Here is a 21,425-nt window from a genome sequence, read left to right on the forward strand (position 1 = left end):
AGAGGTTCAGGACCGTGACCACGCCGACCGGCATGACCGTGACCCAGAAGCTGGCGGCCCCCGAAGAGGCGACCGGCAACGCTGCGGGCGCGCCTCCTGCCGGCGGCGCCTTCGAGCTTCCCCCGCCCCGCCGCGAGGTGCCCGGCGCGCTGATGCGCGGCGCCCGTGGCCTCTGCCCCGCCTGCGGCGCGGGAAGCATGTTCACCAAATATCTCAAGGTGTCGCCCTTCTGCGCCACCTGCGGCGAGGAGCTGTACCACCACCGCGCCGACGACGCGCCGCCCTATGCGGTGATCTTCGTGGTGGGCCACATCGTGGTCCCGCTCATGGTGCTGGTGGAGGAATTGTACCGGCCGGAGGTGTGGGTCCACCTCTCCCTCTGGCTGCCGCTGACGCTGGTGCTGTGCCTCGTGCTGCTGCCGCCGCTGAAGGGCATGCTGGTGAACCTGCAATGGGCCCTGCGCATGCACGGCTTCGATTCCGGTAGCGACGAACGGGAGGCGCCGCCCGAGGGCGCCGTCCGCCCCGTCATTCGTGCCGTCCGCCCGACCCGTTGAGACCCATGAACGATTTCGCCACCCGCCTGACCGAAGCCGAGCGTCTTCAGGCTTCTCCCAACGTGCGCCCGAGCGACGCCGCGACCCTCATCCTCATCGACCGCAAGGGCAAGAAGCCCCGCGTGCTCATGGGCCGGCGGCACCCCAAGCTCAAGTTCCTGCCGGGCGTCTTCGTGTTTCCCGGCGGCCGGCTGGAGAAGGCCGACAAGGCCATGCCGGTCTACGGCTGCCTCGATCCGGACAGCGAGCGCCGCCTGATGTCCCATGTGCAGCGCCCGAGCCTCGGCCGCGCCCGGGGCCTCGCCGCAGCCGCCATCCGCGAGATGTATGAGGAGACCGGCCTCCTCGTGGGCACCAAGGACTGCGGCGCGCCCGAATCCCCCGGCGACGACTGGCGCGCCTTCGAGGAGCGCGGGGTGTTCCCCGATCTGAGCGCCCTCACCTTCGTGGCGCGCGCCATCACCCCGCCCCGCCGCCCCCGCCGCTTCGACACCCGCTTCTTCGTCGCCGACGCGGCGGCGGTGTGCGACGAGGTGAAGGGCCTCGTGGGCGAGGAGTCGGAACTCATCGACCTCGCATGGCTTACTTTCGCGGAGACGGAGAAGCAGGAGCTTCCCACCATCACCCGCGTGGTGCTCGAGGAACTGGCCGCCCGCATCGACGCCGGCTTCGGCCCGCGCCTGCCGGTGCCCTCCTACGCCATGGTCCGCGGACGCTTCGTCCGCACCCTTCTGGATTGAAGCCGAACGCGATGCATGCTCCCCACGGGTCCCTCGGCCACATGAGCCGGACGGCCTCCATCGCGGCCGCCATCTCCGCCATCACGGTGGTGGGCGTCGGCATCAGCCTGTCCATTCCCCTGCTGGCGCTGGAGCTGGAATCGCGCGGCATCACCAGCAAGTGGATCGGCATCAATACGGCGGTGGCCGGCATCGCCACCATCTTCACCGCGCCCTTCGTGCCGCTGCTGGTGCGCAAGATGGGGCTGCGGGCGCTGCTGGTGGCGGCCATCGTGCTCGCCGCCGCGAGCCTAGTGGGCTTCAAGGCGGCGCCGTCCTTCCTCATGTGGTTCCCGCTGCGCTTCGCCTTCGGGGCGGCGCTGTGCATCCTGTTCGCGGTCTCCGAATTCTGGATCAACGCTCTCGCCCCGCCCAACCGGCGCGGGCTCATCATGGGCATCTACGCCACCGCGCTCTCGCTGGGCGCGGCGCTGGGGCCGACCATCCTCAGCGTGCTCGGCGCCTCCGGCTGGGAGCCCTACCTCGCCGGCGCGGCGGTGCTGCTGCTGGGCGCCATCCCGATCCTGCTGGCGCGGGGAATCACCCCCCGCATCCATGACGACAGCCACCACGGGGTGCTCACCTTCGTGCGCCGCTCGCCCTCGGCGGTGCTGGCGGCGCTGGTGTTCGGTGCCATCGAGACGGCGGTGATGACCTTCCTGCCGCTCTACGGCCTGCGGCTCGGCCTCTCCGAGACCAGCGCGGCCCTGCTGCTGACGGCGGCGGTATTGGGAAACGTCGCCTTCCAGATCCCCATCGGTCTCATCAGCGACAAGGTGGACCGGCGGGTGCTGCTGTTCTGCTGCTCGCTGGCGGGCGCGGCGGGGGCCTTCACCCTGCCCTTCGTGCCGGTGTCGAGCCCGTGGTTCCTCGCCATGATCTTCCTCGCCACGGGCGTGGTGGGCTCGCTCTACACGGTCGGCCTCGCTCATCTGGGCGAGCGATTCCATGGCGCGGACCTCGCGGCGGCCAATGCGGCGTTCGTGATGCTCTATTCCGTGGGCCTGATCGCCGGCCCGCCCCTCGCAGGCGCCGGCATGGACCTCTACAACCCCTACGGCTTCGCCTTCGTCATCTCCACCATGCTGGCCGTCTATGCGGCCATCGTCGCCGGGCGGCTGATGACACGGGGCCGGCGGGAGGCGTGAGGCCGTCTCAATGCGCTCGCGCTTGACATTGCGGGCGCATTGAGAGAGGTTCCGCGCCCACGAGCCGCCGGAGACCGGCAGCGCGTCCGTTCTTCTTTTCGCCACCTCACGGTTTGCAAAAACCAGACGGTCGCACGCCGCACGCGGCACCCAGGGATCAAGACATGGCCAAGGCTGCTACCATCAAGATCAAGCTCCTGTCCTCGGCGGACACGGGCGTGTTCTACGTCACCAAGAAGAATTCCCGCACCAAGACCGACAAGATCGTGCTCAAGAAGTACGACCCGGTGGTGCGCAAGCACGTCGAGTTCCGCGAAACCAAGATCAAGTGATTCCGCTGCGGCGCTGGACAACGGCGCCGCGCGGCCTACAATCTCAGGTTCATCGTGACTGGACAGGGCACCCTCCGGGTGCCCTTTTCTTTTGGCCGGTCGGGGGACGGGTGATTCCCCCTACCGCCCCTGCCGCAGCGCGTTGAGCACGGCGATGGAGGCATAGCCGTCCGCCGGGGTGATTCCCGCCTTCTGCTGGAAGGCGCGCACCGCCCGCATGGTGTCGGCGCCCACGCGCCCGTCCGTGCCGCCGGTGCTGAAGCCCGCCGCGGTGAGGCGCTGCTGCACCTCCTGGATCTCCGCCAGCGTCAGCGCCCGCTCGCCCCCGGGCCAGGAGGCGACGAACGGTCCCTCCCCCATCACCCGGTCGCCGAGGTGCACCACCGCCAGCGCGTAGTTGGACGAGGGGTTGTAGGAGCGCACCGCATAGAAATTGTGGAGCAGCAGCAGCGCCGGCCCGCCGGGACCGCCCGGCAGCCACAGCCGCGCCGGCTCGTCATAGGCGGAGAGTGACTGCCCCTCGATGGTGGTGAGGCCGAGCTCGCCCCACTGGGAGAGCGGCCGGCGCGTCTTGTTGTCGGCGAGGTCGGTGTTGAAAGTGCCCGGCAGCTTCGCCTCGAAGCCCCACGGCTCGCCGCGCCGGTACTTGCCGCGCTTCACCAGATAGTTGGCGGTGCCCGCCAGCGCATCGTCCGGCTTCCCAAAGGGCGAAATGCGGCCGTCACCGTCGAAGTCCACGCCCATGTTGAGCCACACCTCGGGCATCCACTGGGTGTGGCCCATGGCACCGGCCCACGAGCCGGTCATCTCCTGCGGCGTGCCCCAGCCCCGCTCGACGATGACGAGGGCGTTGAGAAGCTCCGCCTCCCAGTATTTCCGCCGCCGCGCATCGCCCCACGCCAGCGCCGCCAGCGAATTGAAGATGGGCTTCATGTGGGCGGGGTTGGAGAGCACCTCGCCATAGGCGCTTTCCATGCCCCAGTAGCCGAGCATCACCCGGCGATCGACGCCGAACGCCTGCTCGATGCGATCGAACAGGCCGGAATACTGCTTCGCCTTCTGCTTGCCGGTGGCGATGCGCCAGTCGGAGACGCGACGGTTGAGATACTGCCAGGACTGCTCGGTGAACTCTTCCTGGTTGCGGTCCTGCGCATAGACCGAGGTATCCGGCTTCAGGCCGCTGAACACCTTGTTGTAGGTGGCATCCGAGACGCCGCGGGCGCGGGCCCGGGCGCGGAAGGTCTCGACCCATTTCGGAAAGGGCTGCGCCGCCTGCTGGGCGAAGACGGGCGGAGCGAGGAGGCCCGAGCCGGCGAGAAAGGCGCTCCCCGCGAGAGAGAGGGTGAAGGCGCGGCGGCCGATGAGGAGGCGTGATCGGTCGTCGGTCATGTCTCTCCGGTCAGGTCAGCTAGAGGAGGTGAAGGGACGGGCGGAGGCCAGCACCTCGGGATCGGCCACGGTGCGGCCGACGATGGCGGTGACACGCTCCGGCTCGAACGGCCGCAGCGTGGAGATGAGGCGCACCGGCGCCGTATCGGGCGGCGCCACGGCCGGGCCGATGAGCTGCGTCACCCGCCGGGCGATGGCGGGCGCGGGATCGATCCAGGTGACGGGCCACGGCGCGAGGCGCTCGAAGCGATCCACCAGCAGCGGATAATGGGTGCAGGCGAGCACCACCGTGTCGGTCCGCCGGCCATCGGCGGAGACGAAGCAGGGCGCGATCTCGGCGGCGATGTCGGCGTCGTCCACCGGATCGCCCGATATGGCCGCCTCGGCGAGGCCGGCGAGCCGGTCGCTCGGCACGAGGGCGACATCGCAGCCCTGCGCGAACTCGCGCACGAGGCCGGCCGTATAGTCCCGCCGCACGGTGCCGGGGGTGGCGAGCACGCTGACGCGCTTCGTGCGGGAGGCGATGCAGGCTGGCTTGATGGCCGGCACGGTGCCGATGAAGGGCAGCTGATGGCGCGCGCGCAGGCTCGGCAGCGCCAGCGTGGAAATGGTGTTGCAGGCGATGACCACCAGATCGGGCGAAACGTCCGCGATCAGCCGGTCCACCACATGGCCGACCCGCTCCAGCATCACGTCATCGGTCAGCGCGCCATAGGGGAAGGCCGCATCATCCGCAGCATAGACCAGCCGCGCATCCGGCCGGGCCTTCGCCACCTCGCGGAAGACGGACAGGCCCCCCACCCCCGAATCGAACACGAGAATGGTCGGCGCGTCGCCGGCATGGACGAGGGGCGCGGGCAGCGGGGCGGCGAGGGAGGTCACGGCGGAACTCTCGATGGCAGCGTGTGCCATGGCTTATCCTCAATGGCGCGGGCGAGATTGTGACCGGCGCATCGTAAAGGAAGGGTGAGCGCGGGGGCCGCAGGTCTTTGTCTCCCGCGAACCTGGCCTCAGCCGTCCGTCATCCCCTGGCCTGTCCGGGGAGTGACGGCTCCCAGACTCCCCTCTCCCCTCGCGGGAGAGGGGTCGGGGGTGAGGGGGCCTTTCCGCCCATGCCCACCCCTGCTTCCTTCGGCACCACACCCCTCACCCCAGCCCTCTCCCGCAAGGGGAGAGGAGTCCTCCGGTTCGGGCGCCAAGCCGCCCCGCGCCACGCACCAAAAACGTCAGCGCCATTGTCCCTTGACACACGCTATATCTGAATGAATATAGCTTCATTGCCGAAGCGGGTTTGGATCATGGCCATGACGGACGAGAGCCTCCAGCGGGACGACATCATCGGGCAGGATCTCTTGTCGTTCGACGTCGCGGTGGACGGCAGCCGCTTCCGCATGAGCTTCAGCCAGCCGGACGGCTCCAGCGCCTCGCTGAACCTGCCGTCCGACTGCCTGCGCGCGCTGGTGATGACGCTGCCCAAGATGATGGCCGAGGTGCTGCGCGCCCAGTACAAGGACGAGAGCCTGCGCCTCGTCTATCCCGCGCACATGGTGCGGGTGGAGCAGGCGTCCGAGCCCTCCACACTGATCCTCACCCTCGCGACGCCCGACGGCTTCGAGGTCTCCTTCGCCCTCGGTGGCCGCCAGCTCCAGACCCTGGCCGCCGCCCACGCCAGCATCGGCCGGCCGAGCGAGGCCGCGCCCGTCTTCAACTGAATGTCCCCTGTTTTTCCCGAGCGACGACCCAACTCATCCGTTCGATTTTCCTCGAAACAACGCGATTTCACGCCGACCGGTCGCCATTTCCCCGGAACGCGCCCTGATCTCTCGTGTGGCATCTCGCAACGGAGGCACCGGGAGCCGAAAGGCCCCCGGTGCCAATTTTTTCGTGAGGTCGCGATGAAGGCTGCGCGGGTGGGATAGAGTGCCGCCATCGGCCCCCCGACAGGGCGGGCCGCCGGACACGGGTTCCCGCATGGCTTCGCTCAGCATACGCATCGACCTCGGACCGCATCGCATCGGCCCCGGCAAGATCGAGTTGCTGGAGAAGATCGACGCGCTCGGCTCCATCTCCGCGGCGGGGCGGGAGATGGACATGTCCTATCGGCGGGCGTGGGAGCTGGTGGAGGAGCTGAACGCGTTGTTCCCCTCCCCGCTCGTCTCGGCCCGCTCCGGCGGCAAGCACGGCGGTGGCACGGCGCTGACCGCGCTGGGCCAGTCGGTCGTCGCGCATTATCGCGCCATCCAGACGGCGGCTGATGCCGCCACCCGCGCGGCCGTCGCGGAGCTGGAGGCGGAGCTGGCCCCGCTCACCACCGCCGCGGAATAGGGCCTCTCAAGCCCGCGCTAGCTCCGCGCAGCGCGCAGCGCCGCGGCCGCAGCCACCGGCCCCAGCACCAGCGCGAACAGAGCGAGCCCCGCCAGCACACGAAACGGCGTGCCGAACGGCACCGGCCCCACCACCGCCGCCTGAGTCGCCGACACGGCGAAGATCAACACGGGGATGGTGAGCGGAATCACCAGAACCGCGATCAAAAGCCCGCCCCGCCGGAACGCCCCGGCGAAGGCCGCGCCGATGAGGCCGAGGAAGGTCACGGCCGGCGTGCCCACCAGCAGGGTGAGCACCACCGCGCCGATGGCGGCCGGCTCTAGATTTAGCATCAGCGCCAGCACCGGCGCGGCGAGCACGAGCGGCAGGCCGGTGGCGAGCCAGTGAGCGAGGCCCTTGGCGGCAGCCGTCAGTTCCAGCGGCAGAGCGGAGAGGGTGAGGGCATCGAGGGAGCCATCCTCCGCATCGGCGGCGAACAGGCGCTCCAGCCCGATGAGGCTCGCGAGCAGCGCGCCAATCCACAGGATGGCCGGGCCGATGCGCGCCAGGAGCACGAGGTCCGGCCCCACCGCGAACGGCACCACCGTCACCACGGAGAGGAAGAACACCACGCCGAGCCCGGCACCCCCGCCGGAGCCCAGCGACAGCGCCAGATCCCGGCGCACGATGGCAAGGAAGGCCGACATCATGCCCCCACCCCTCCCAGCCGCAGTTCGTCCGTCTCGCCGAGGTCGAGGGGCGCGTGGGTGGCGGCGATGAGGAGGCCGCCGGCGGCGAGGTGCGCGCGGCCGAAGGCGGCGAAGCGGGCCTGCGCCTTCACGTCCAGCGCGGTGGTCGGCTCGTCCAGCACCCAGACCGGGCGCTTCGCGACGAGAAGGCGGGCGATGGCGAGGCGGCGCTTCTGTCCGGCGGAGAGCACCTGCGCGCGCAACTGGCCGAGACCGCCGAGGCCCACCTCCTCCAGCGCCTCCTCCACGGCGAGGCCGCCGCCACCGAGCACGGTGCGCCAGAAGGCGAGATTGGCGGCGACGGTGAGCGCGCCCTTCACCGCATCCTCATGCCCGAGATAATGCAGATGCTCGCCCACGCTCTCGCCGCCTCCCGGGGAACCGTCATCCAGCCGCACGGTGCCGGCGGTGGGCGCCAGCAGGCCGGCGAGGATGCGCAGCAGCGAGGATTTGCCGGCGCCGTTCGGCCCGACTACCACCAGCGCACGGCCGGCCTGCGCCGACACGGCCAGCCCCTCGAACAGGAGCCTGAATCCTCTGCGGCAGGAAAGGTTATCCCCTACCAGCGCCTTGACAGTCATGCGTTGCCGACCCCTGCCTTTTGGTGCATTGCACATTCAACGCTGTTATCGCATGACCGCGCTTTGAAATGGCTCTATAAAGCCCGCAGCCGCGCCGTCCAAGGTGGTGGAGAAAAGACCTCCACCGTCAAAGGAGGTGCTGTTTCGGTCGATCATCGAACCGGAGTTTTCCAGCCGTGACCTCCCTCGACAGCTTCAAGTGCCGCACAACCCTGACGGTAGACGACAAAGAGTACGTCTATTACGATCTTGAGCTGGCGGAGAAGAATGGCCTTCCGGGCATTTCCGCGCTCCCCTTCTCCATGAAGGTGCTGCTTGAGAACCTGCTGCGCTTCGAGGATGGCCGCTCCGTCACCAAGGAAGACGTCATCTCGGTGGCCGACTGGCTGAACAACCGCGGCAAGGCCGAGAAGGAAATCGCCTACCGCCCCGCGCGCGTGCTGATGCAGGACTTCACCGGCGTTCCCGCGGTGGTGGACCTCGCGGCCATGCGTGACGCCATGGTGGCCCTCGGCGGCGATCCCGAGCGCATCAACCCGCTGGTCCCGGTGGATCTCGTCATCGATCACTCAGTGATCGTGAACTTCTTCGGTGACAACAAGGCGTTCGGCAAGAACGTCGAGGAAGAATACAAGCAGAACCAGGAGCGCTATCGCTTCCTGAAGTGGGGCCAGAACGCGTTCGACAACTTCCGCGTCGTCCCGCCCGGCACCGGCATCTGCCATCAGGTGAACCTCGAATACCTCGCCCAGACCGTCTGGACCCGCAAGGAAGAGATCGACGGCAAGAAGGTCGAGGTGGCCTATCCCGACACGCTGGTGGGCACCGACTCGCACACCACCATGGTCAACGGCCTCGGCGTGCTCGGCTGGGGCGTGGGCGGCATCGAGGCGGAGGCGGCCATGCTCGGCCAGCCCATCTCCATGCTCATCCCCGAGGTGATCGGCTTCAAGCTCTCCGGCAAGCTGCGCGAGGGCATCACCGCCACCGACCTCGTGCTCACCGTCACCCAGATGCTCCGCAAGAAGGGCGTGGTGGGCAAGTTCGTGGAGTTCTACGGCCCCGGCCTCGAGCACCTCTCCCTCGCCGACCGCGCCACCATCGCCAACATGGCCCCGGAATACGGCGCCACCTGCGGCTTCTTCCCGGTGGACCGCGAGACCATCGACTATCTGGAAGAGACCGGCCGCAAGGACAGCCGCGTGGAGCTGGTGGAGAAGTACTCCAAGGCCCAGGGCATGTGGCGCAAGAAGGAAACGCCGGACCCGGTGTTCACCGACACGCTGGACCTCGACCTCGACACCGTTCTGCCCTCCATGGCCGGCCCCAAGCGCCCGCAGGACCGCGTGCTGCTCTCCGAGTCCAAGGCCGGCTTCCTGGCCGCGCTGGAAGGCGAGTTCAAGAAGCCCGGTGAGGCCGCCAAGCGCGTCCCCGTCTCCGGCACCGACTACACGGTGGGCCACGGCGACGTGGTGATTGCCGCCATCACCTCCTGCACCAACACCTCCAACCCCTCGGTGCTCATCGCCGCCGGCCTCCTCGCCAAGGCGGCCGTGAAGAAGGGCCTCAAGTCCAAGCCGTGGGTGAAGACCTCGCTGGCGCCCGGCTCGCAGGTGGTGGAAGGCTATCTCAAGGCCGCCGACCTGCAGGACGACCTCGACGCGCTCGGCTTCAACCTGGTCGGCTTCGGCTGCACCACCTGCATCGGCAACTCCGGCCCGCTGCCGGAAGCCATCTCCGAGGCCATCAACACCAACGACCTCGTGGCTGGCGCCGTGATCTCCGGCAACCGCAACTTCGAAGGCCGCGTGAACCCGGACGTGAAGGCGAACTACCTCGCCTCCCCGCCCCTCGTGGTCGCCTACGCGCTGGCCGGCTCGCTGCAGGTGGACCTGACCACCGAGCCCCTCGGCACGGACAAGGACGGCAACCCCGTTTATCTCAAGGACATCTGGCCCTCCAACAAGGAAGTGGCCCAGTACATCCGCGAGAACGTCACCAAGAAGATGTTCAAGGAAAAGTATTCCGACGTCTTCAAGGGCGACGAGCACTGGCAGAAGATCGCCGTGCCCACCGGCCAGACCTACGCGTGGCAGGACACCTCCACCTATGTGCAGAACCCGCCCTATTTCGTCGGGATGCAGAAGGAGCCGGAGCCGGTCAAGGACATCATCGATGCCCGGATCATGGGCCTGTTCCTGGACAGCATCACCACCGACCACATCTCACCGGCCGGCTCCATCAAGCAGGCGTCCCCGGCGGGCCAGTACCTGATCGAGCATCAGGTGCGCCCGGTGGACTTCAACCAGTACGGCACCCGCCGCGGCAACCATGAAGTGATGATGCGCGGCACCTTCGCCAACATCCGCATCAAGAACCAGATGGTGCCGGGCGTGGAAGGCGGCGTGACCATCCACTATCCGGACGGCGCCCAGCTGCCCATCTACGACGCGGCCATGCAGTACCGCGCCGAGGGCGTGCCGCTGGTGGTGTTCGCCGGCAAGGAATACGGCACCGGCTCCTCCCGCGACTGGGCGGCGAAGGGCACCAAGCTGCTCGGCGTGCGCGCCGTGGTGGCCCAGTCCTTCGAGCGCATCCACCGCTCGAACCTGGTCGGCATGGGCATCGTGCCGCTGGTGTTCAAGGACGGCGAGAGCTGGCAGAGCCTCGGCATCAAGGGCGACGAGATCGTCACCCTCAAGGGCATCGAGGGCGACCTCAAGCCCCGCCAGACGCTGACCGCCGAAATCAAGTTCGCCGACGGCACCGTGAAGAACGTGGAGCTGATCTGCCGTATCGATACGCTGGACGAGCTCGACTACTTCCGCAACGGCGGCATCCTGCCCTACGTGCTGCGCTCGCTGGCAGCCTGATCTTTGGCGCCCCACGGGGCGCTGACGGAACCGTGATGAACGCCGGCCCGACGCCTGTCGGGCCGGCGTTTTCATGTGCGGAGCGGGTAAAAGATACCGCCGCGACACCCCTTTGTGACTGGAGTGCGCTGCGGCAGTCCGCTATCTCGGGGACACATTCCAACAACCCCATTGCGCTCCATGATGTTGAACCGCTCCGCCCTCGCGCTCGTCCTCGCCCTCGCCGCCTCGCCGGCACTGGCGCAGACCCAGCCGAAGGTGGTGGTGGAGCTGTTCACGAGCCAGGGCTGCGCCTCCTGTCCGCCCGCCGACGCGCTGCTGAACGATCTCGCCAAGGATCCGCAGGTGCTCGCGCTCACCCTCTCGGTGGACTACTGGGACTATGTGGGCTGGAAGGACACCCTCGCCCTCCACGGCCATTCCCTGCGCCAGAAGGCCTATGCCGAGCAGCGCGCGGACAAGAAGATCTACACCCCCCAGATGGTCATCGACGGCCAGATCGTCGCCAAGGGCAGCGACCGTGCCGCGGTGCAGCGCGCCGTCATGACCGCCCGCGCCTCCGGCGGCCTCTCCCTCCCGGTCGAGGTGAAGCGGGACGGCGATGCCCTTGAGATCACCCTGCCCCAGCCCCTCGCCGTCGAGGACGGCGCAGAGCTTTGGGCCTGCCCCGTCGCCCGCGCCCAGACCGTCTCCATCGGCCGTGGCGAGAATGGTGGACGCAACGTCACCTACGCCAATGTGGTCCGCGGCTGGACCCGCGTCGCCCGCTGGCAGGGGGACACACGCACCTTCCGGGTGCCTCTGAAGGATATCCACCGGGACGGCATGGATGCGGTCGCGGTGATGGTGCAGACCGGCACTCCGGCCGCCCCCGGGCAGATCGTCGGCGCGACCCTCTTCCCGCTCGACTGAACCGGCATTCGACCGAACGGCCGCAGAACCCGCCTGAACCGCCCGTCTGACCCCACCGAATCGCCACCGACTCGCGTGCCGATTCAGCTCGGGGGCGCCAGCCGCGCGCCGCCCAAAAAAAAGGCCATCCGCAGGGGATGGCCAACATCGGGGGTCTGAAGTCGGTGCGCAGCAGTGGCCGGTTCGGATGCACCCCGGGGGGCTGGGGGGCTGGGATAGACCGGAGCGCCTCACGAACCGGCCCTGCTACGCGAAGAAAGATCGCGCCCCGCCGCGGCACGCGATTGGCCGAATTCCGGCGACACTGTGATTCCATTGACGTTGGCGTGATGGGTATTGGGATGCCAGTCCGCCGTGAGTAGCAGCCGGCTACGGATTGCCCTTGAAAGGGTTGGCCGGTGGAGGGATCATGGTTCGCCACCCGCGTCCGACCTTCGGCAGACCCGCCGGAAAACGACGCCAGCAAAGGACAAGGAGGCCCGATGGGAGACATCGAACCCATAGTCCTGCCCCGGCGCGGTGCCGCCCCGGTCCAGCCTTCCACGCCGTCCCCCGCCCCCCTTCGCGTCACCTTCGACCGCCGCGAGCTGGACCGCATCCTCGACCTCTACGGCCGCATGGTCGCCCAAGGGGAATGGCGCGACTACGCCATTGACTTTCAACGCGAAAAGGCCGTGTTCAGCATCTTTCGCCGGGCCATGGACGTCCCTCTCTACCGCATCGAGAAGGACCCGCGCCTCGCCCGGAAGCAGGGCATCTACAGCGTCGTCTCCCAGACCGGCCTCATCCTGAAGCGCGGCCATGAGCTGCCCCGCGTGCTGGCGGTTCTGGAGAAGCCCCTGCGCACCATCTGAGGCGGCCTCCGGACGCAAAAAAGGCCGGGACATGCCCGGCCTATCAGCTTGAGGTGTAAGGCGAATCAGCTGCGATTCGAGCCCTTCCGACGCAGGCGGACAACCACGTCCACGCGGGCCACCTCGTAGCCTTCCGGCGGCTCGGGCAGGAGATTGACGGCCACATCGGCAGCCGGAATGTCCACCAAATCGTTCTGGCCCTCGACGAAGAAGTGGTGATGGTCGGAGGCGTTGGTATCGAAATAGGTCTTCGACCCGTCCACCGCCACCTCGCGCAGAAGGCTCACTTCCGTGAACTGGTGCAGCGTGTTGTAGACGGTGGCCAGCGAAACCGGGAAGCGCGCCTTGATGGCTTCCTCGTGCAGGATCTCGGCCGTCACATGCCGGTCGCCCTTGGCGAACAGCAGCCAGCCGAGGGCGAGGCGCTGGCGCGTGGGCCGCAGGCCAACCTCTTTCAGCATCTCGCGAACGTCATGGAAGGGGCAGCCGGTGCGGCGCGTCGTATTCACATCCCGAAGCTGGGCAACGGGGAGAACCGGTTCAACCTGCATCTCACCGCCCTGGGAGAAGGAGGTGCTGAAGGTGGTTCGGGCGCGGGGCATCTCGGTCATTTCGGCTGCAATCTTCGTAGCTAAAACCAAAATATGCGCCGCCGAGGGAAACGCAATGCGAATGCCTCCGAAGACGACTAGCAAATTTATACCCCATGCTGCACAGCAGCGCCATACGGCAGGGCCTGAGTAAGAACACTTCCAAGGTAGGGTCGCACCATCGAACCCTACGGCATCTCAAGTCACATGCACGTCAATCAACGCTCCGAGCATGGACAATGACGGCCTGGCCAAGCTATCGCCGGGGCTGCGCCGCCAATCGCAAACGGAGCCTGCCTTGTATCCGAGCACGAAGGAAACCGCGTCCCTGCTGCTGGTGGCAGGCTCCCTGTTGGCTCTCTCGGCAGCCTGGTATTTCCAGCTCGTGGTGGGCCTCGCGCCCTGCCCCCTGTGCCTCGAACAGCGCATCGCCTATTACGCCGCAATCCCGCTGGGGCTGATCGCCTTCTTCCTCGCGCGGAACGACCGGTCCGGCCCGGCGCGGGTGCTGCTGGCCGTGCTGGGCGTGGCCATGCTGGCGAATGCCGGCCTCGCCATCTACCACGCCGGGATCGAGTGGCAGTTCTGGACCGGACCGACCGCCTGCACCGGCGCGCCGGTGGCGACCAGCAACGTGCTCTCCGCCCTCAAGGGCGCGCGGGTGCCGCGCTGTGACGAGGCGGCGTGGCGCATGTTCGGACTGTCGATGGCGGGGTGGAATGCGCTGATCGCGCTGGGGCTTGCGGCGGTCGGGTTCGCCGGCGCGACTACCGGTCGCAAGGCCTAATAGGGCTCAGGGATCGAGTTCGGTATCCCAGTAGAGATAGTCCATCCAGCTCTGGTGCAGATAGTTCGGCGGGAAATGCCTGCCGTTCTGGTGCAGGTCGTGGACGGAGGGCTGGAAGGGCGTCTGGGCGGGCCACATTCCGGCATCCACCGGCATATGGCCGCCCTTGCGCAGATTGCAGGGAGAGCAGGCCGCGACCACATTTTCCCAGGTCGTCTGGCCGCCCTTGGAGCGCGGAATCACATGGTCGAAGGTGAGATCCTCGCGCGAGCCACAATACTGGCAGGAGAAGCGGTCCCGCAGGAAGACGTTGAAGCGGGTGAAGGCAGGCTGCCGGGTGGGCTTCACGAAGGTGCGGAGTGAAACGACGCTCGGCAACCGGATTTCAAAGCCCGGACTTCGCACAGCCTTGTCGTAATATTCGACGATATTTACCCGGTCGAGAAAGACTGCCTTGATGGCATCCTGCCAGCTCCAGACCGACAGCGGGTAATAACTCAACGGGCGGTAGTCCGCGTTGAGCACGAGCGCTGGCCAGGCACCTGGTGACAAAGCAGTGGTCAAGGACCGACCTCCTCGTCTGCGCACCCGAATCGCGCGTAGCGATCCCGGTTCGCGGCGGATACTCTATATGCTCCGTGTCACTGTTGTGAAGCCGAGGCCAAACTACGGCGTGGCTCCGTCCTTTACTGACCGGAATGGAGACGCCGCCTTATAATACCGCCTTCACCGTCTCTGCGGCGCGAGGAATTCGGCGAGGAAGGCCCCGCCATGGGCGAGGCCACCGTCGTCGATGCCGTGCCCGAGGCCCTGGCTCAGGTGCCATTCCACAGGAACCCCGGCGTCGGCGAGGCCACGCGCGGAGGCGAACAGGGCCTGGGCGGGAATCACTTCGTCCTCGGTCCCATGAACCAGCAGAATGGGAGGACGGGTGCGCAATTGCAGGTCGCGCGGCACCCCTCCCGCCGCCTCCACCCACAGCCCTGAATAGGCGACGACGGCTGCCGGTGCGACGGCGGCGGTGGTGGCGATCTTCAACGCCATCATCGCGCCCTGGCTGAAGCCGACCAGCGCCAGCCGCGACGGCGGCAGGTCGTATTTCGCCAGTTCCACCTCCAGAAATTCCGCCAGCACGGGCGCCGCAGCCTCGGCGCCGCGGGCCAGTTCGTGGGGATCACGGAAGCTGAGCGGAAACCACTGCCGGCCCACGGGCGCCTCCCCACAGGGGTCGGGGGCATGGGGAGAAATGAAGGCCGTGCCGGGCAAAAGGTCCGCCCAGGCATTGCCGAGGTCGATGAGGTCGCGCCCATCCGCCCCATAGCCGTGCAGCAGCACGACGAGGCTGTCGGGATCGCCGCCATGGCGCGGGCGCAGGCGTGGGCCATCGAGGATGGGCTCGTCGAGGGAAACGCCGTCGAGGGGAAAGGACATGGGCAGGCTCGTGTCAGGCCGGGGCGCCGAGACGGGCGCGCCGCGCAGCATAATACGCCCACAGCAGATGCGCCGCCACGCCGCGCAGCGGCCGCCAGTCCTCGGCGATGGCGCGCAGGCCGAGGGGCGTGCAGCGTCCGCCCAGCTCGAAGGCATCGCCCATGGCCACCTGAAGCGCGAGATCGCCGTGGGGGAAGGCGTCGGCACGGCCGAGACAGAACAGCAGATAGATGTCGGCGGTCCACAGGCCGATGCCGGGCAGCCGCGTCATCACCTCGGCCGCCGCATCCGCCTCCATGCGCGCTACGGCCTCGAGGTCCACCTCTCCTTCCGCGAGCGCGCGGGCAATGCCGGTAAGGGTGCGAATCTTGGGCGCGGACAGGCCGGCCCCGCGCAAAGTCTCCACCGGCGCCGCCAACATGGCCTCCACCGTCGGCGTCCCGCCCAGCGCGGCCTCGAACCGGGCGGAGATGGCCCGCGCCGAGGCGACCGACAGTTGCTGGGCGATCACCACCGCGCACAGGCCGGCGAACCCCGGCGCGCGACGACGCAGGGCCGGGCGCCCGGCCACGTCCGCCACCGGCACGAGGCGATCATCAAGCTCCAGCAATTGCGCAAAGGCGCGGTCGAACACGCCCTGGTCGGTCAGCAGCGGCTCCTTCATGGAGCCAATCCGAAGGCTTGTCTGTCGCAACGGGATATCGCTCTAATAGCCGACGCCATGCCTGAGCCTCCCCTTCCCTTCGTCTGTCGCTTCGCGCCGAGCCCCAACGGCCGGCTGCATCTCGGGCACGCCTTCTCGGCGCTGGTGAATGCCGAGGCGGCGGCGCGCACGGGCGGCACCTTCCTGCTGCGCATGGAGGACATCGACACCACCCGCTGTCGACCCGAATTCGAACAGGGCATCCTCGACGACCTCGCCTGGCTCGGCATCGTGCCCGCCGCGCCGCCGCGGCGCCAGTCCGAGCATTTCGCGGATTATGCGCAAGCGCTGGCGCAGCTGGAGGGCATGGGCCTCGTCTATCCCGCCTTCGAGAGTCGCTCAGACATCGCGCGCGCAGTGATCGAAAACGAAGCGAAGCTCGGACGCGCGGCCCCGCGCGATCCGGATGGCGCGCCGCTCTATCCCTTCCAGCGCTCGGCATTGTCAGACGCGGAACGGGCGCAACGGCGAGTGGCGGGCGAGCCTTATGTGCTGCGGCTGGACATGGCAGCGGCGCAGGAGGCCGTCGGCAGCGGACCGCTCTTCTGGCCGGAGGCCGAGGGCTTGCCGGAAGGGCCAGCGGTGCCCGTTACGGCCGATCCGGCACGATGGGGCGATGTGGTGCTGGCGCGGCGGGACGTGCCGACGTCCTATCACCTCTCGGTGGTGGTGGATGACGCATTGCAGGGCATCACCCGCGTCATTCGTGGCATGGACCTGTTCCACGCCACTTCGGTCCATGTGCTGCTGCAACGGCTTCTGGGCCTGCCGACACCCGTCTATCACCACCACCGGCTGATCCTGGACACCAGCGGCCACAAGCTCTCGAAGAGCAATTCGGCCACCAGCCTTCTCGCGCTCAGGACGTGCGGCGCGACGCAGGCGGACATCCGCGCGCGGCTGGGGCTCGCTTCGCCTCAGCCGACACCGAGGATGTAGAGCCAGAACGCCACGGTGACGACCGCCAGCCCAGTGGAGAGCGACACCGCGCTGGTCGAGGTCGCCACCCCTACGCCATAGCGCTGCGCCAGCAGATAGCCGTTGACGCCGCTCGGCATCGCCGCGAACAGCACCGCCACGCCGGCCCACACCGGCGGCATGCTGAAGACCATGGTGAGCGCGAACACCGCCGCCGGATGGACGATGAGCTTCAGCACACTGATGAGTGTCGAGGGCAGGAGATCGCCCCCTGCCATGCCGTAGCGCTTCAGCGACAGGCCGAGGGAGATGAGCGCGCAGGGCGTCGCTGCGGCCGAGAGAAGGTCGATCATCTGCTTCGGCACGCCCACGGCCTGGATACCCACCACCTTGGCCAGCGCCCCGGCATAGATGCCGAGCAGGATGGGATTGAAGGCCAGCGCCTTGCCAAGCCGCATCATGGTCGCGCGGGAGAAGCCGTTGCTGCCCTCCAGCAGAACGGTGGCCGCCACCAGCATCACCGGGAGGTGGATGGCGATGAGCAGAAACAGAGGCACCGCGCCCGCTTCGCCATAGGCCTTCAGGATCAATGGCACGCCGACGAACACGGTGTTGGCCTGACCGGCGGCGAAGCCGTGGATGACCGCCTCCTGCCGCCCCCGGCCAAACAGGCGCTCGGCCGCCACCATGGCGATGGCGAACACGAAGAAGGCTCCGGCGAAATAGGCGATCCAGTAGCCCCAGGGCTGCGCCTCCGGCAGCTTCGATTCGCTGAGCGTCTTGAAGATGAGGACGGGCACCGACAAGCTGAACACGAACTCCGCGAGCCCATCCGTCGCCCGTTCGCTGACGAGGCCGATCCGGGCCGAGATGTAGCCCACCAGCACCATGCCGAACACCGGCAGGACGATGACGGAGATGTCGGCGAGCGTGTTCAGCATGGTCGTTTCCGTCACGCCGCCCGCATTTGTGCGGCGGCGGTCGTCAGGTCTGCCCTGCGGACGCCGACCATGACACCGAGCCGCTGCGCCAGGCGCACGGCGACAGCATCCTCCGCGGCGAACTCGATCGTGACGGTGAGCGCTTCATCGTCCGTCCGGCAATCGACCCGGCCGGGCAGAACGTCGTGGATCACGAACGGCTCCAGCAGGCGCAGGAGAAGGTTGGTGTCCGGCCCAGCCACAACGGCGAGGTGGTGGAGAGGGTGGTGCGGCTTAACGCGGGACGAGCCGTCGCAATGGACGGCGGCTTCACGGCTGGACATGGGGGATGATCCGGACTGATGCGGGCTCTGCCGCGCAATTCTCTGGGCAAGGACGACGAGGGCCTGCCCCGGCGAGGGGTCGCGCCGCGGCCCTCCCGGCCTCAGGCGCGCAGTTCTACCCGGCCGACAAGGTCGACCGGGCGAGGAATTCGCCGCAGGGCCGGAAGAAGGACCGGCATATGGCATCCGGAACGAAGCATAGGATCGACGTTAGGCTCCGTGGACGGAGGCGTCAACTGAGGGACAAATCGTTTTAGCCGCGATAAGCCGACGCCCCACGCCTGAACGCAAACGGCCGGGCAGAGCCCGGCCGAGAACGCAGAGGCGAAGCCGAAGCGGCGATCAGCCCTCGTCGTCGTCGTTGTGCTCGGGGGGCACGAGGCCCTGGAGGCCGGCAAGCAGCTCTTCCTCGGTCATGCGATCGAGCATGACGTCGCTGTCCTCGCCGCCCGAGCTGTCGCTGGACGCGATGAGCGGCACGGCCTCGGGTTCGGGCTCGTCCACCTCGGTGTACTTCTGCAGCGAGTGGATGAGGTCTTCCTTGAGATCCTCGGGGCTCACGGTCTCGTCGGCGATCTCGCGCAGGGCGACGACGGGGTTCTTGTCGTTGTCCCGGTCGATGGTGATCTGCTGGCCGGACGAGATCATGCGCGCGCGGTGGGCGGCGAGCAGAACCAGCTCGAACCGGTTGTCCACCTTGTCGATGCAGTCTTCTACGGTGACACGGGCCATGGGCTCGTCACTCCCTTATGCGCGATGCGCACAGAATACAGGCCTTGAGAAGAGGGCGTCGATACAGCAATTCGGCCAAAGGGGCAACCCCGCCGACCAAGCGTCGCGCCTTTTTCGCTTGCCTTGAACGGTTCTTCGTCGGAGAAAGGCGACAGGACGACGTGGTTTGCAGCCGTTCCCCGTTCTGCCCTTCCCATTCCACCGGCGGACCTTTGTATGCAGGGCCAGGAAAAGATCGCTCTTCTGATTGATGGCGCCAACCTTTATTCCGCGACCAAGGCGTTGGGTTTCGACATCGACTACAAGCGGCTCCTCAAGGAGTTCCAGAGCCGTGGATACCTCCTTCGCGCGTTCTATTACACGACGCTGATCGAGGACCAGGAATATTCCTCCATCCGGCCCCTGCTCGACTGGCTGGACTACAACGGCTACTCGGTCGTCACCAAGCTCGCCCGCGAGTTCACGGACGCGCAGGGCCGGCGTCGTGTGCGCGGCAACATGGACATCGAGATCGCCGTGGACGCCATGGAGCTGGCCGAGCACGTGGATCACATCGTCCTGTTCTCGGGCGACGGCGACTTCCGCTCGCTGGTGGAAGCGTTGCAGCGCAAGGGCGTGCGGGTTTCGGTGGTGTCCACCATTTCCACCCAGCCGCCGCTGATCGCAGACGACCTGCGCCGTCAGGCGGACGTCTTCATCGACCTGGTGGACCTCCAGCCCAAGATCGGCCGCGACCCGTCCGAGCGGCAGGGGCGGATGCAGGAGACGCCGCGCTTCCTGGAGCGCCGCGGCGCCACGACCGCGGCCGGCGACGGCAACGACTGACCGCCGCCCGTGCCTCCAAGGACCGTTGCCGGGGCGGCTTCCGCCCGGCCTGAAGCTTCATCAACCGCCGCATCCGAGCCGGGGCGCGACTGCCCCCTGTGCCCGCGCCTCGTGGACTTTCGCGAGGAATGGCGCGCGAATGAACCCGCGTGGCATAACGCCCCCGTGCCCGCATTCGGGCCGCTCAATGCGCCACTGCTCATCGTCGGCCTCGCACCGGGGCTGCGCGGCGCCAATCGCACCGGCCGCCCCTTCACCGGCGACTATGCCGGCGACCTGCTCTACGCGACGCTGATCGAGTACGGCTTCGCCCGCGGTCCCTATGCGGCGCACCCGGAAGACGGTCTGACCCTCACCGGCGCGCGCATCGTCAATGCGGTGCGCTGCGTGCCGCCCCAGAACAAGCCGACACCCGAGGAAATCCGCACCTGCCGGCGCTTCCTTTCCGCCGCCATCGCCGAGATGCCGGCGCTGAAGGCCATCGTCACGCTGGGCAAGATCGCCCATGATTCGACCCTTGCCGCGCTGGGCCAGAAGGCCTCGCGGCTCAAGTTTGGCCACGGCGTTTCGGACGAAGTGGGACGCGTGCGGCTGTTCGCGAGCTACCACTGCTCGCGTTACAACACGAACACGGGCGTGCTGACGCCCGAGATGTTCCGCTCGGTTTTCTCGGCCGTCCGCGCCAACCTCGGTTGAGGTCAGTCTTCCTGCCGCCGAAGCATCACCCCTCCTGCCTGCGGCGCACATGCGCCAGCACGTCCGCCGCGTTCCGGTCCGGCGGGAACACCGGATAGAACACATGGCTGATGGCACCGCCCTCGATGATGAGCGTGATGCGCTTCAGCAGCTTCGTGCCCTCCACCTCGAAGGTGGGCAGCCGGATGGCGTGGGTCAGCTCGTGCTGGTGATCGGACAGGAGCGGAAACGGCAGGTGCAGACGTTCTGCCGCCTCCCGCTGATACTCGCTGTCCTGCAGCGACAGGCCGAACACATGCTCCACGCCAGCGGCCCGCAGGTCGGCGAAATGGTCGCGGAAGGCACAGGACTGGGGCGTGCAGCCCCGCGCGCCTGGAATGTCGTTCCAGCCGTCCGGCAGCGGCTGGCCGGGCACGCCCGTGCGCGGATAGGCATAGACAACCGTCAGGCCCGCCAGGCCCGAGAGATCGATGTGCCGGCCGTCGGTGGCGGGAAGGCGGATGATGGGCAGTTCCAGCCCCGGCAGGTGCGCGGCGAGGCCGTCATCTTCCGGCGACGGGAGGTCATCAGGCAGGCTGGTGTAGCCGGAAGTGCTCATGACGCGTCCCCCTGAGAGGTGTCGTACGAGATGAATTCGAGCAGCGATCCATCCGGATCGCGGAAATAGACGCTGGTCCCGTGGCCACAGGCGCCGAACCGCCGCACCGGGCCGAGTTCGGGCGTGATTCCGTGGGCGGCGAGGTGAGCGACCGCCTCGGAAATAGGCCCGTCCCAGCGGAAGCACAGATCGGAATTGCCCGGCTGCACCGGCAGGTGCGCCACCGGCACCGGGTCCACGCCCGGCCCGTGCAGGTTCAGCTGGCGGTCACCGAAGCGGTAGGCGAAGCCAGTGCCCGCCGCCACCACCTCGGCGCCGAGCACCGACGCATAAAAGGCGTTGGAGCGGGCGAAATCGCTCACATGCACCACGCAATGGTCGAAAGCGATCTTGCCCGGCATAG

26 protein-coding genes are annotated in these 21,425 nt (G+C 67.9%); 13 read left to right on the forward strand and 13 right to left on the reverse strand.

Going from position 1 to position 21,425, the window contains the following annotated elements; all coding sequences use genetic code 11:
* Nucleotides 1-14: 14 nt before the first annotated feature.
* The 4 genes from ACT535_RS03760 (at nucleotide 15) to rpmG (ending at nucleotide 2,816) form a co-directional block, all read left to right on the forward strand.
* Nucleotides 15-557 (forward strand): DUF983 domain-containing protein, encoded by a 543-nt coding sequence (locus ACT535_RS03760; RefSeq protein WP_476363404.1) that lies wholly within the window; start codon nucleotides 15-17, stop codon nucleotides 555-557.
* A 5-nt stretch (nucleotides 558-562) separates the two neighbouring features.
* Nucleotides 563-1,297, forward strand: a complete 735-nt coding sequence (locus ACT535_RS03765) for an NUDIX domain-containing protein (RefSeq protein WP_168458029.1) — start codon at nucleotides 563-565, stop codon at nucleotides 1,295-1,297.
* Between the two features lie 11 nt (nucleotides 1,298-1,308).
* On the forward strand, nucleotides 1,309-2,484 hold the full coding sequence (locus ACT535_RS03770) for an MFS transporter (RefSeq protein WP_476363405.1): 1,176 nt from the start codon (nucleotides 1,309-1,311) through the stop codon (nucleotides 2,482-2,484).
* A 164-nt stretch (nucleotides 2,485-2,648) separates the two neighbouring features.
* Entirely contained in the window at nucleotides 2,649-2,816 is a 168-nt protein-coding gene (rpmG, locus tag ACT535_RS03775; protein WP_012115832.1) for a 50S ribosomal protein L33, read from the forward strand.
* A 120-nt stretch (nucleotides 2,817-2,936) separates the two neighbouring features.
* Here rpmG and ACT535_RS03780 read toward each other — a convergent pair whose 3' ends face one another.
* Together ACT535_RS03780 and murI are read right to left on the reverse strand one after the other, a co-directional pair.
* The gene (locus ACT535_RS03780; protein WP_476322241.1) at nucleotides 2,937-4,205 is read right to left on the reverse strand and encodes a lytic murein transglycosylase; all 1,269 of its coding nucleotides are present in this window, start codon (nucleotides 4,203-4,205) and stop codon (nucleotides 2,937-2,939) included.
* 15 nt (nucleotides 4,206-4,220) lie between these two features.
* Entirely contained in the window at nucleotides 4,221-5,117 is an 897-nt protein-coding gene (murI, locus tag ACT535_RS03785) for a glutamate racemase (protein WP_476322244.1), read from the reverse strand.
* A 392-nt stretch (nucleotides 5,118-5,509) separates the two neighbouring features.
* Here murI and ACT535_RS03790 point away from each other — a divergent pair, with 392 nt between their 5' ends.
* Both ACT535_RS03790 and ACT535_RS03795 read left to right on the forward strand, forming a co-directional pair.
* Nucleotides 5,510-5,917: a hypothetical protein gene (locus ACT535_RS03790; RefSeq protein ID WP_168458034.1), complete on the forward strand. Its 408-nt coding sequence runs from the start codon at nucleotides 5,510-5,512 to the stop codon at nucleotides 5,915-5,917.
* Between the two features lie 259 nt (nucleotides 5,918-6,176).
* The gene (locus ACT535_RS03795) at nucleotides 6,177-6,530 is read left to right on the forward strand and encodes a winged helix-turn-helix domain-containing protein (protein ID WP_476363406.1); all 354 of its coding nucleotides are present in this window, start codon (nucleotides 6,177-6,179) and stop codon (nucleotides 6,528-6,530) included.
* A gap of 17 nt (nucleotides 6,531-6,547) precedes the next feature.
* Here ACT535_RS03795 and ccmB read toward each other — a convergent pair whose 3' ends face one another.
* Together ccmB and ccmA are read right to left on the reverse strand one after the other, a co-directional pair.
* Entirely contained in the window at nucleotides 6,548-7,216 is a 669-nt protein-coding gene (gene ccmB, locus ACT535_RS03800) for a heme exporter protein CcmB (protein ID WP_168458288.1), read from the reverse strand.
* Complete coding sequence (ccmA, locus tag ACT535_RS03805) at nucleotides 7,216-7,839, reverse strand: heme ABC exporter ATP-binding protein CcmA (protein ID WP_168458039.1); 624 nt, start codon at nucleotides 7,837-7,839, stop codon at nucleotides 7,216-7,218. The genes ccmB and ccmA overlap by 1 nt, the downstream gene beginning before the upstream one ends.
* Nucleotides 7,840-8,015: 176 nt before the next feature.
* On the opposite strand from ccmA, the gene acnA reads away from it, so the two are divergent.
* The 3 genes from acnA (at nucleotide 8,016) to ACT535_RS03820 (ending at nucleotide 12,478) form a co-directional block, all read left to right on the forward strand.
* The gene (gene acnA / locus ACT535_RS03810) at nucleotides 8,016-10,712 is read left to right on the forward strand and encodes an aconitate hydratase AcnA (protein WP_168458040.1); all 2,697 of its coding nucleotides are present in this window, start codon (nucleotides 8,016-8,018) and stop codon (nucleotides 10,710-10,712) included.
* A 180-nt stretch (nucleotides 10,713-10,892) separates the two neighbouring features.
* Nucleotides 10,893-11,624: a DUF1223 domain-containing protein gene (locus ACT535_RS03815; protein WP_476363407.1), complete on the forward strand. Its 732-nt coding sequence runs from the start codon at nucleotides 10,893-10,895 to the stop codon at nucleotides 11,622-11,624.
* A gap of 482 nt (nucleotides 11,625-12,106) precedes the next feature.
* Nucleotides 12,107-12,478, forward strand: coding sequence for a DUF2794 domain-containing protein (locus tag ACT535_RS03820; protein ID WP_168458041.1), 372 nt, complete (start codon nucleotides 12,107-12,109; stop codon nucleotides 12,476-12,478).
* Between the two features lie 65 nt (nucleotides 12,479-12,543).
* Here the strand turns inward: ACT535_RS03820 and irrA are convergent, their stop codons facing one another.
* Nucleotides 12,544-13,029 (reverse strand): iron response transcriptional regulator IrrA, encoded by a 486-nt coding sequence (gene irrA, locus ACT535_RS03825; RefSeq protein WP_168458290.1) that lies wholly within the window; start codon nucleotides 13,027-13,029, stop codon nucleotides 12,544-12,546.
* A 337-nt stretch (nucleotides 13,030-13,366) separates the two neighbouring features.
* Here irrA and ACT535_RS03830 point away from each other — a divergent pair, with 337 nt between their 5' ends.
* Nucleotides 13,367-13,855 carry a disulfide bond formation protein B gene (locus tag ACT535_RS03830; protein WP_476322269.1) on the forward strand — a complete coding sequence of 163 codons (489 nt, stop codon included), beginning with the start codon at nucleotides 13,367-13,369 and terminating at the stop codon, nucleotides 13,853-13,855.
* A 6-nt stretch (nucleotides 13,856-13,861) separates the two neighbouring features.
* On the opposite strand, the gene ACT535_RS03835 is transcribed toward ACT535_RS03830, so the two are convergent.
* From ACT535_RS03835 to ACT535_RS03845, 3 genes are all read right to left on the reverse strand, one after another.
* A complete protein-coding gene (locus ACT535_RS03835; RefSeq protein WP_168458043.1) occupies nucleotides 13,862-14,419 on the reverse strand; it encodes an HNH endonuclease in 558 nt (185 codons plus the stop codon).
* Between the two features lie 162 nt (nucleotides 14,420-14,581).
* Nucleotides 14,582-15,286 (reverse strand): alpha/beta hydrolase, encoded by a 705-nt coding sequence (locus ACT535_RS03840; RefSeq protein ID WP_476363408.1) that lies wholly within the window; start codon nucleotides 15,284-15,286, stop codon nucleotides 14,582-14,584.
* Between the two features lie 13 nt (nucleotides 15,287-15,299).
* Nucleotides 15,300-15,950, reverse strand: coding sequence for a DNA-3-methyladenine glycosylase family protein (locus ACT535_RS03845; RefSeq protein ID WP_476363409.1), 651 nt, complete (start codon nucleotides 15,948-15,950; stop codon nucleotides 15,300-15,302).
* Nucleotides 15,951-16,007: 57 nt separating this feature from the next.
* On the opposite strand from ACT535_RS03845, the gene gluQRS reads away from it, so the two are divergent.
* A complete protein-coding gene (gene gluQRS / locus ACT535_RS03850) occupies nucleotides 16,008-16,928 on the forward strand; it encodes a tRNA glutamyl-Q(34) synthetase GluQRS (RefSeq protein WP_476363410.1) in 921 nt (306 codons plus the stop codon).
* On the opposite strand, the gene ACT535_RS03855 is transcribed toward gluQRS, so the two are convergent.
* From ACT535_RS03855 to rpoZ, 3 genes are all read right to left on the reverse strand, one after another.
* On the reverse strand, nucleotides 16,907-17,848 hold the full coding sequence (locus ACT535_RS03855; protein ID WP_476322282.1) for an AEC family transporter: 942 nt from the start codon (nucleotides 17,846-17,848) through the stop codon (nucleotides 16,907-16,909). The genes gluQRS and ACT535_RS03855 overlap by 22 nt on opposite strands.
* A gap of 11 nt (nucleotides 17,849-17,859) precedes the next feature.
* Nucleotides 17,860-18,171, reverse strand: a complete 312-nt coding sequence (locus tag ACT535_RS03860; protein ID WP_476363411.1) for a hypothetical protein — start codon at nucleotides 18,169-18,171, stop codon at nucleotides 17,860-17,862.
* Between the two features lie 342 nt (nucleotides 18,172-18,513).
* Entirely contained in the window at nucleotides 18,514-18,903 is a 390-nt protein-coding gene (rpoZ, locus tag ACT535_RS03865; RefSeq protein ID WP_024279425.1) for a DNA-directed RNA polymerase subunit omega, read from the reverse strand.
* 216 nt (nucleotides 18,904-19,119) lie between these two features.
* On the opposite strand from rpoZ, the gene ACT535_RS03870 reads away from it, so the two are divergent.
* Nucleotides 19,120-19,728: a LabA-like NYN domain-containing protein gene (locus ACT535_RS03870; protein WP_168458049.1), complete on the forward strand. Its 609-nt coding sequence runs from the start codon at nucleotides 19,120-19,122 to the stop codon at nucleotides 19,726-19,728.
* A gap of 96 nt (nucleotides 19,729-19,824) precedes the next feature.
* Nucleotides 19,825-20,424: a uracil-DNA glycosylase gene (locus ACT535_RS03875; protein ID WP_476363987.1), complete on the forward strand. Its 600-nt coding sequence runs from the start codon at nucleotides 19,825-19,827 to the stop codon at nucleotides 20,422-20,424.
* 25 nt (nucleotides 20,425-20,449) lie between these two features.
* Here the strand turns inward: ACT535_RS03875 and ACT535_RS03880 are convergent, their stop codons facing one another.
* Both ACT535_RS03880 and ACT535_RS03885 read right to left on the reverse strand, forming a co-directional pair.
* The gene (locus ACT535_RS03880) at nucleotides 20,450-21,022 is read right to left on the reverse strand and encodes a peroxiredoxin (protein WP_476363412.1); all 573 of its coding nucleotides are present in this window, start codon (nucleotides 21,020-21,022) and stop codon (nucleotides 20,450-20,452) included.
* The gene (locus ACT535_RS03885; RefSeq protein WP_476363413.1) at nucleotides 21,019-21,423 is read right to left on the reverse strand and encodes a VOC family protein; all 405 of its coding nucleotides are present in this window, start codon (nucleotides 21,421-21,423) and stop codon (nucleotides 21,019-21,021) included. Before ACT535_RS03885 ends, ACT535_RS03880 begins: the two co-directional genes overlap by 4 nt.
* Nucleotides 21,424-21,425 lie beyond the last annotated feature (2 nt).

The organism is Xanthobacter sp. DMC12, assembly GCF_056314105.1.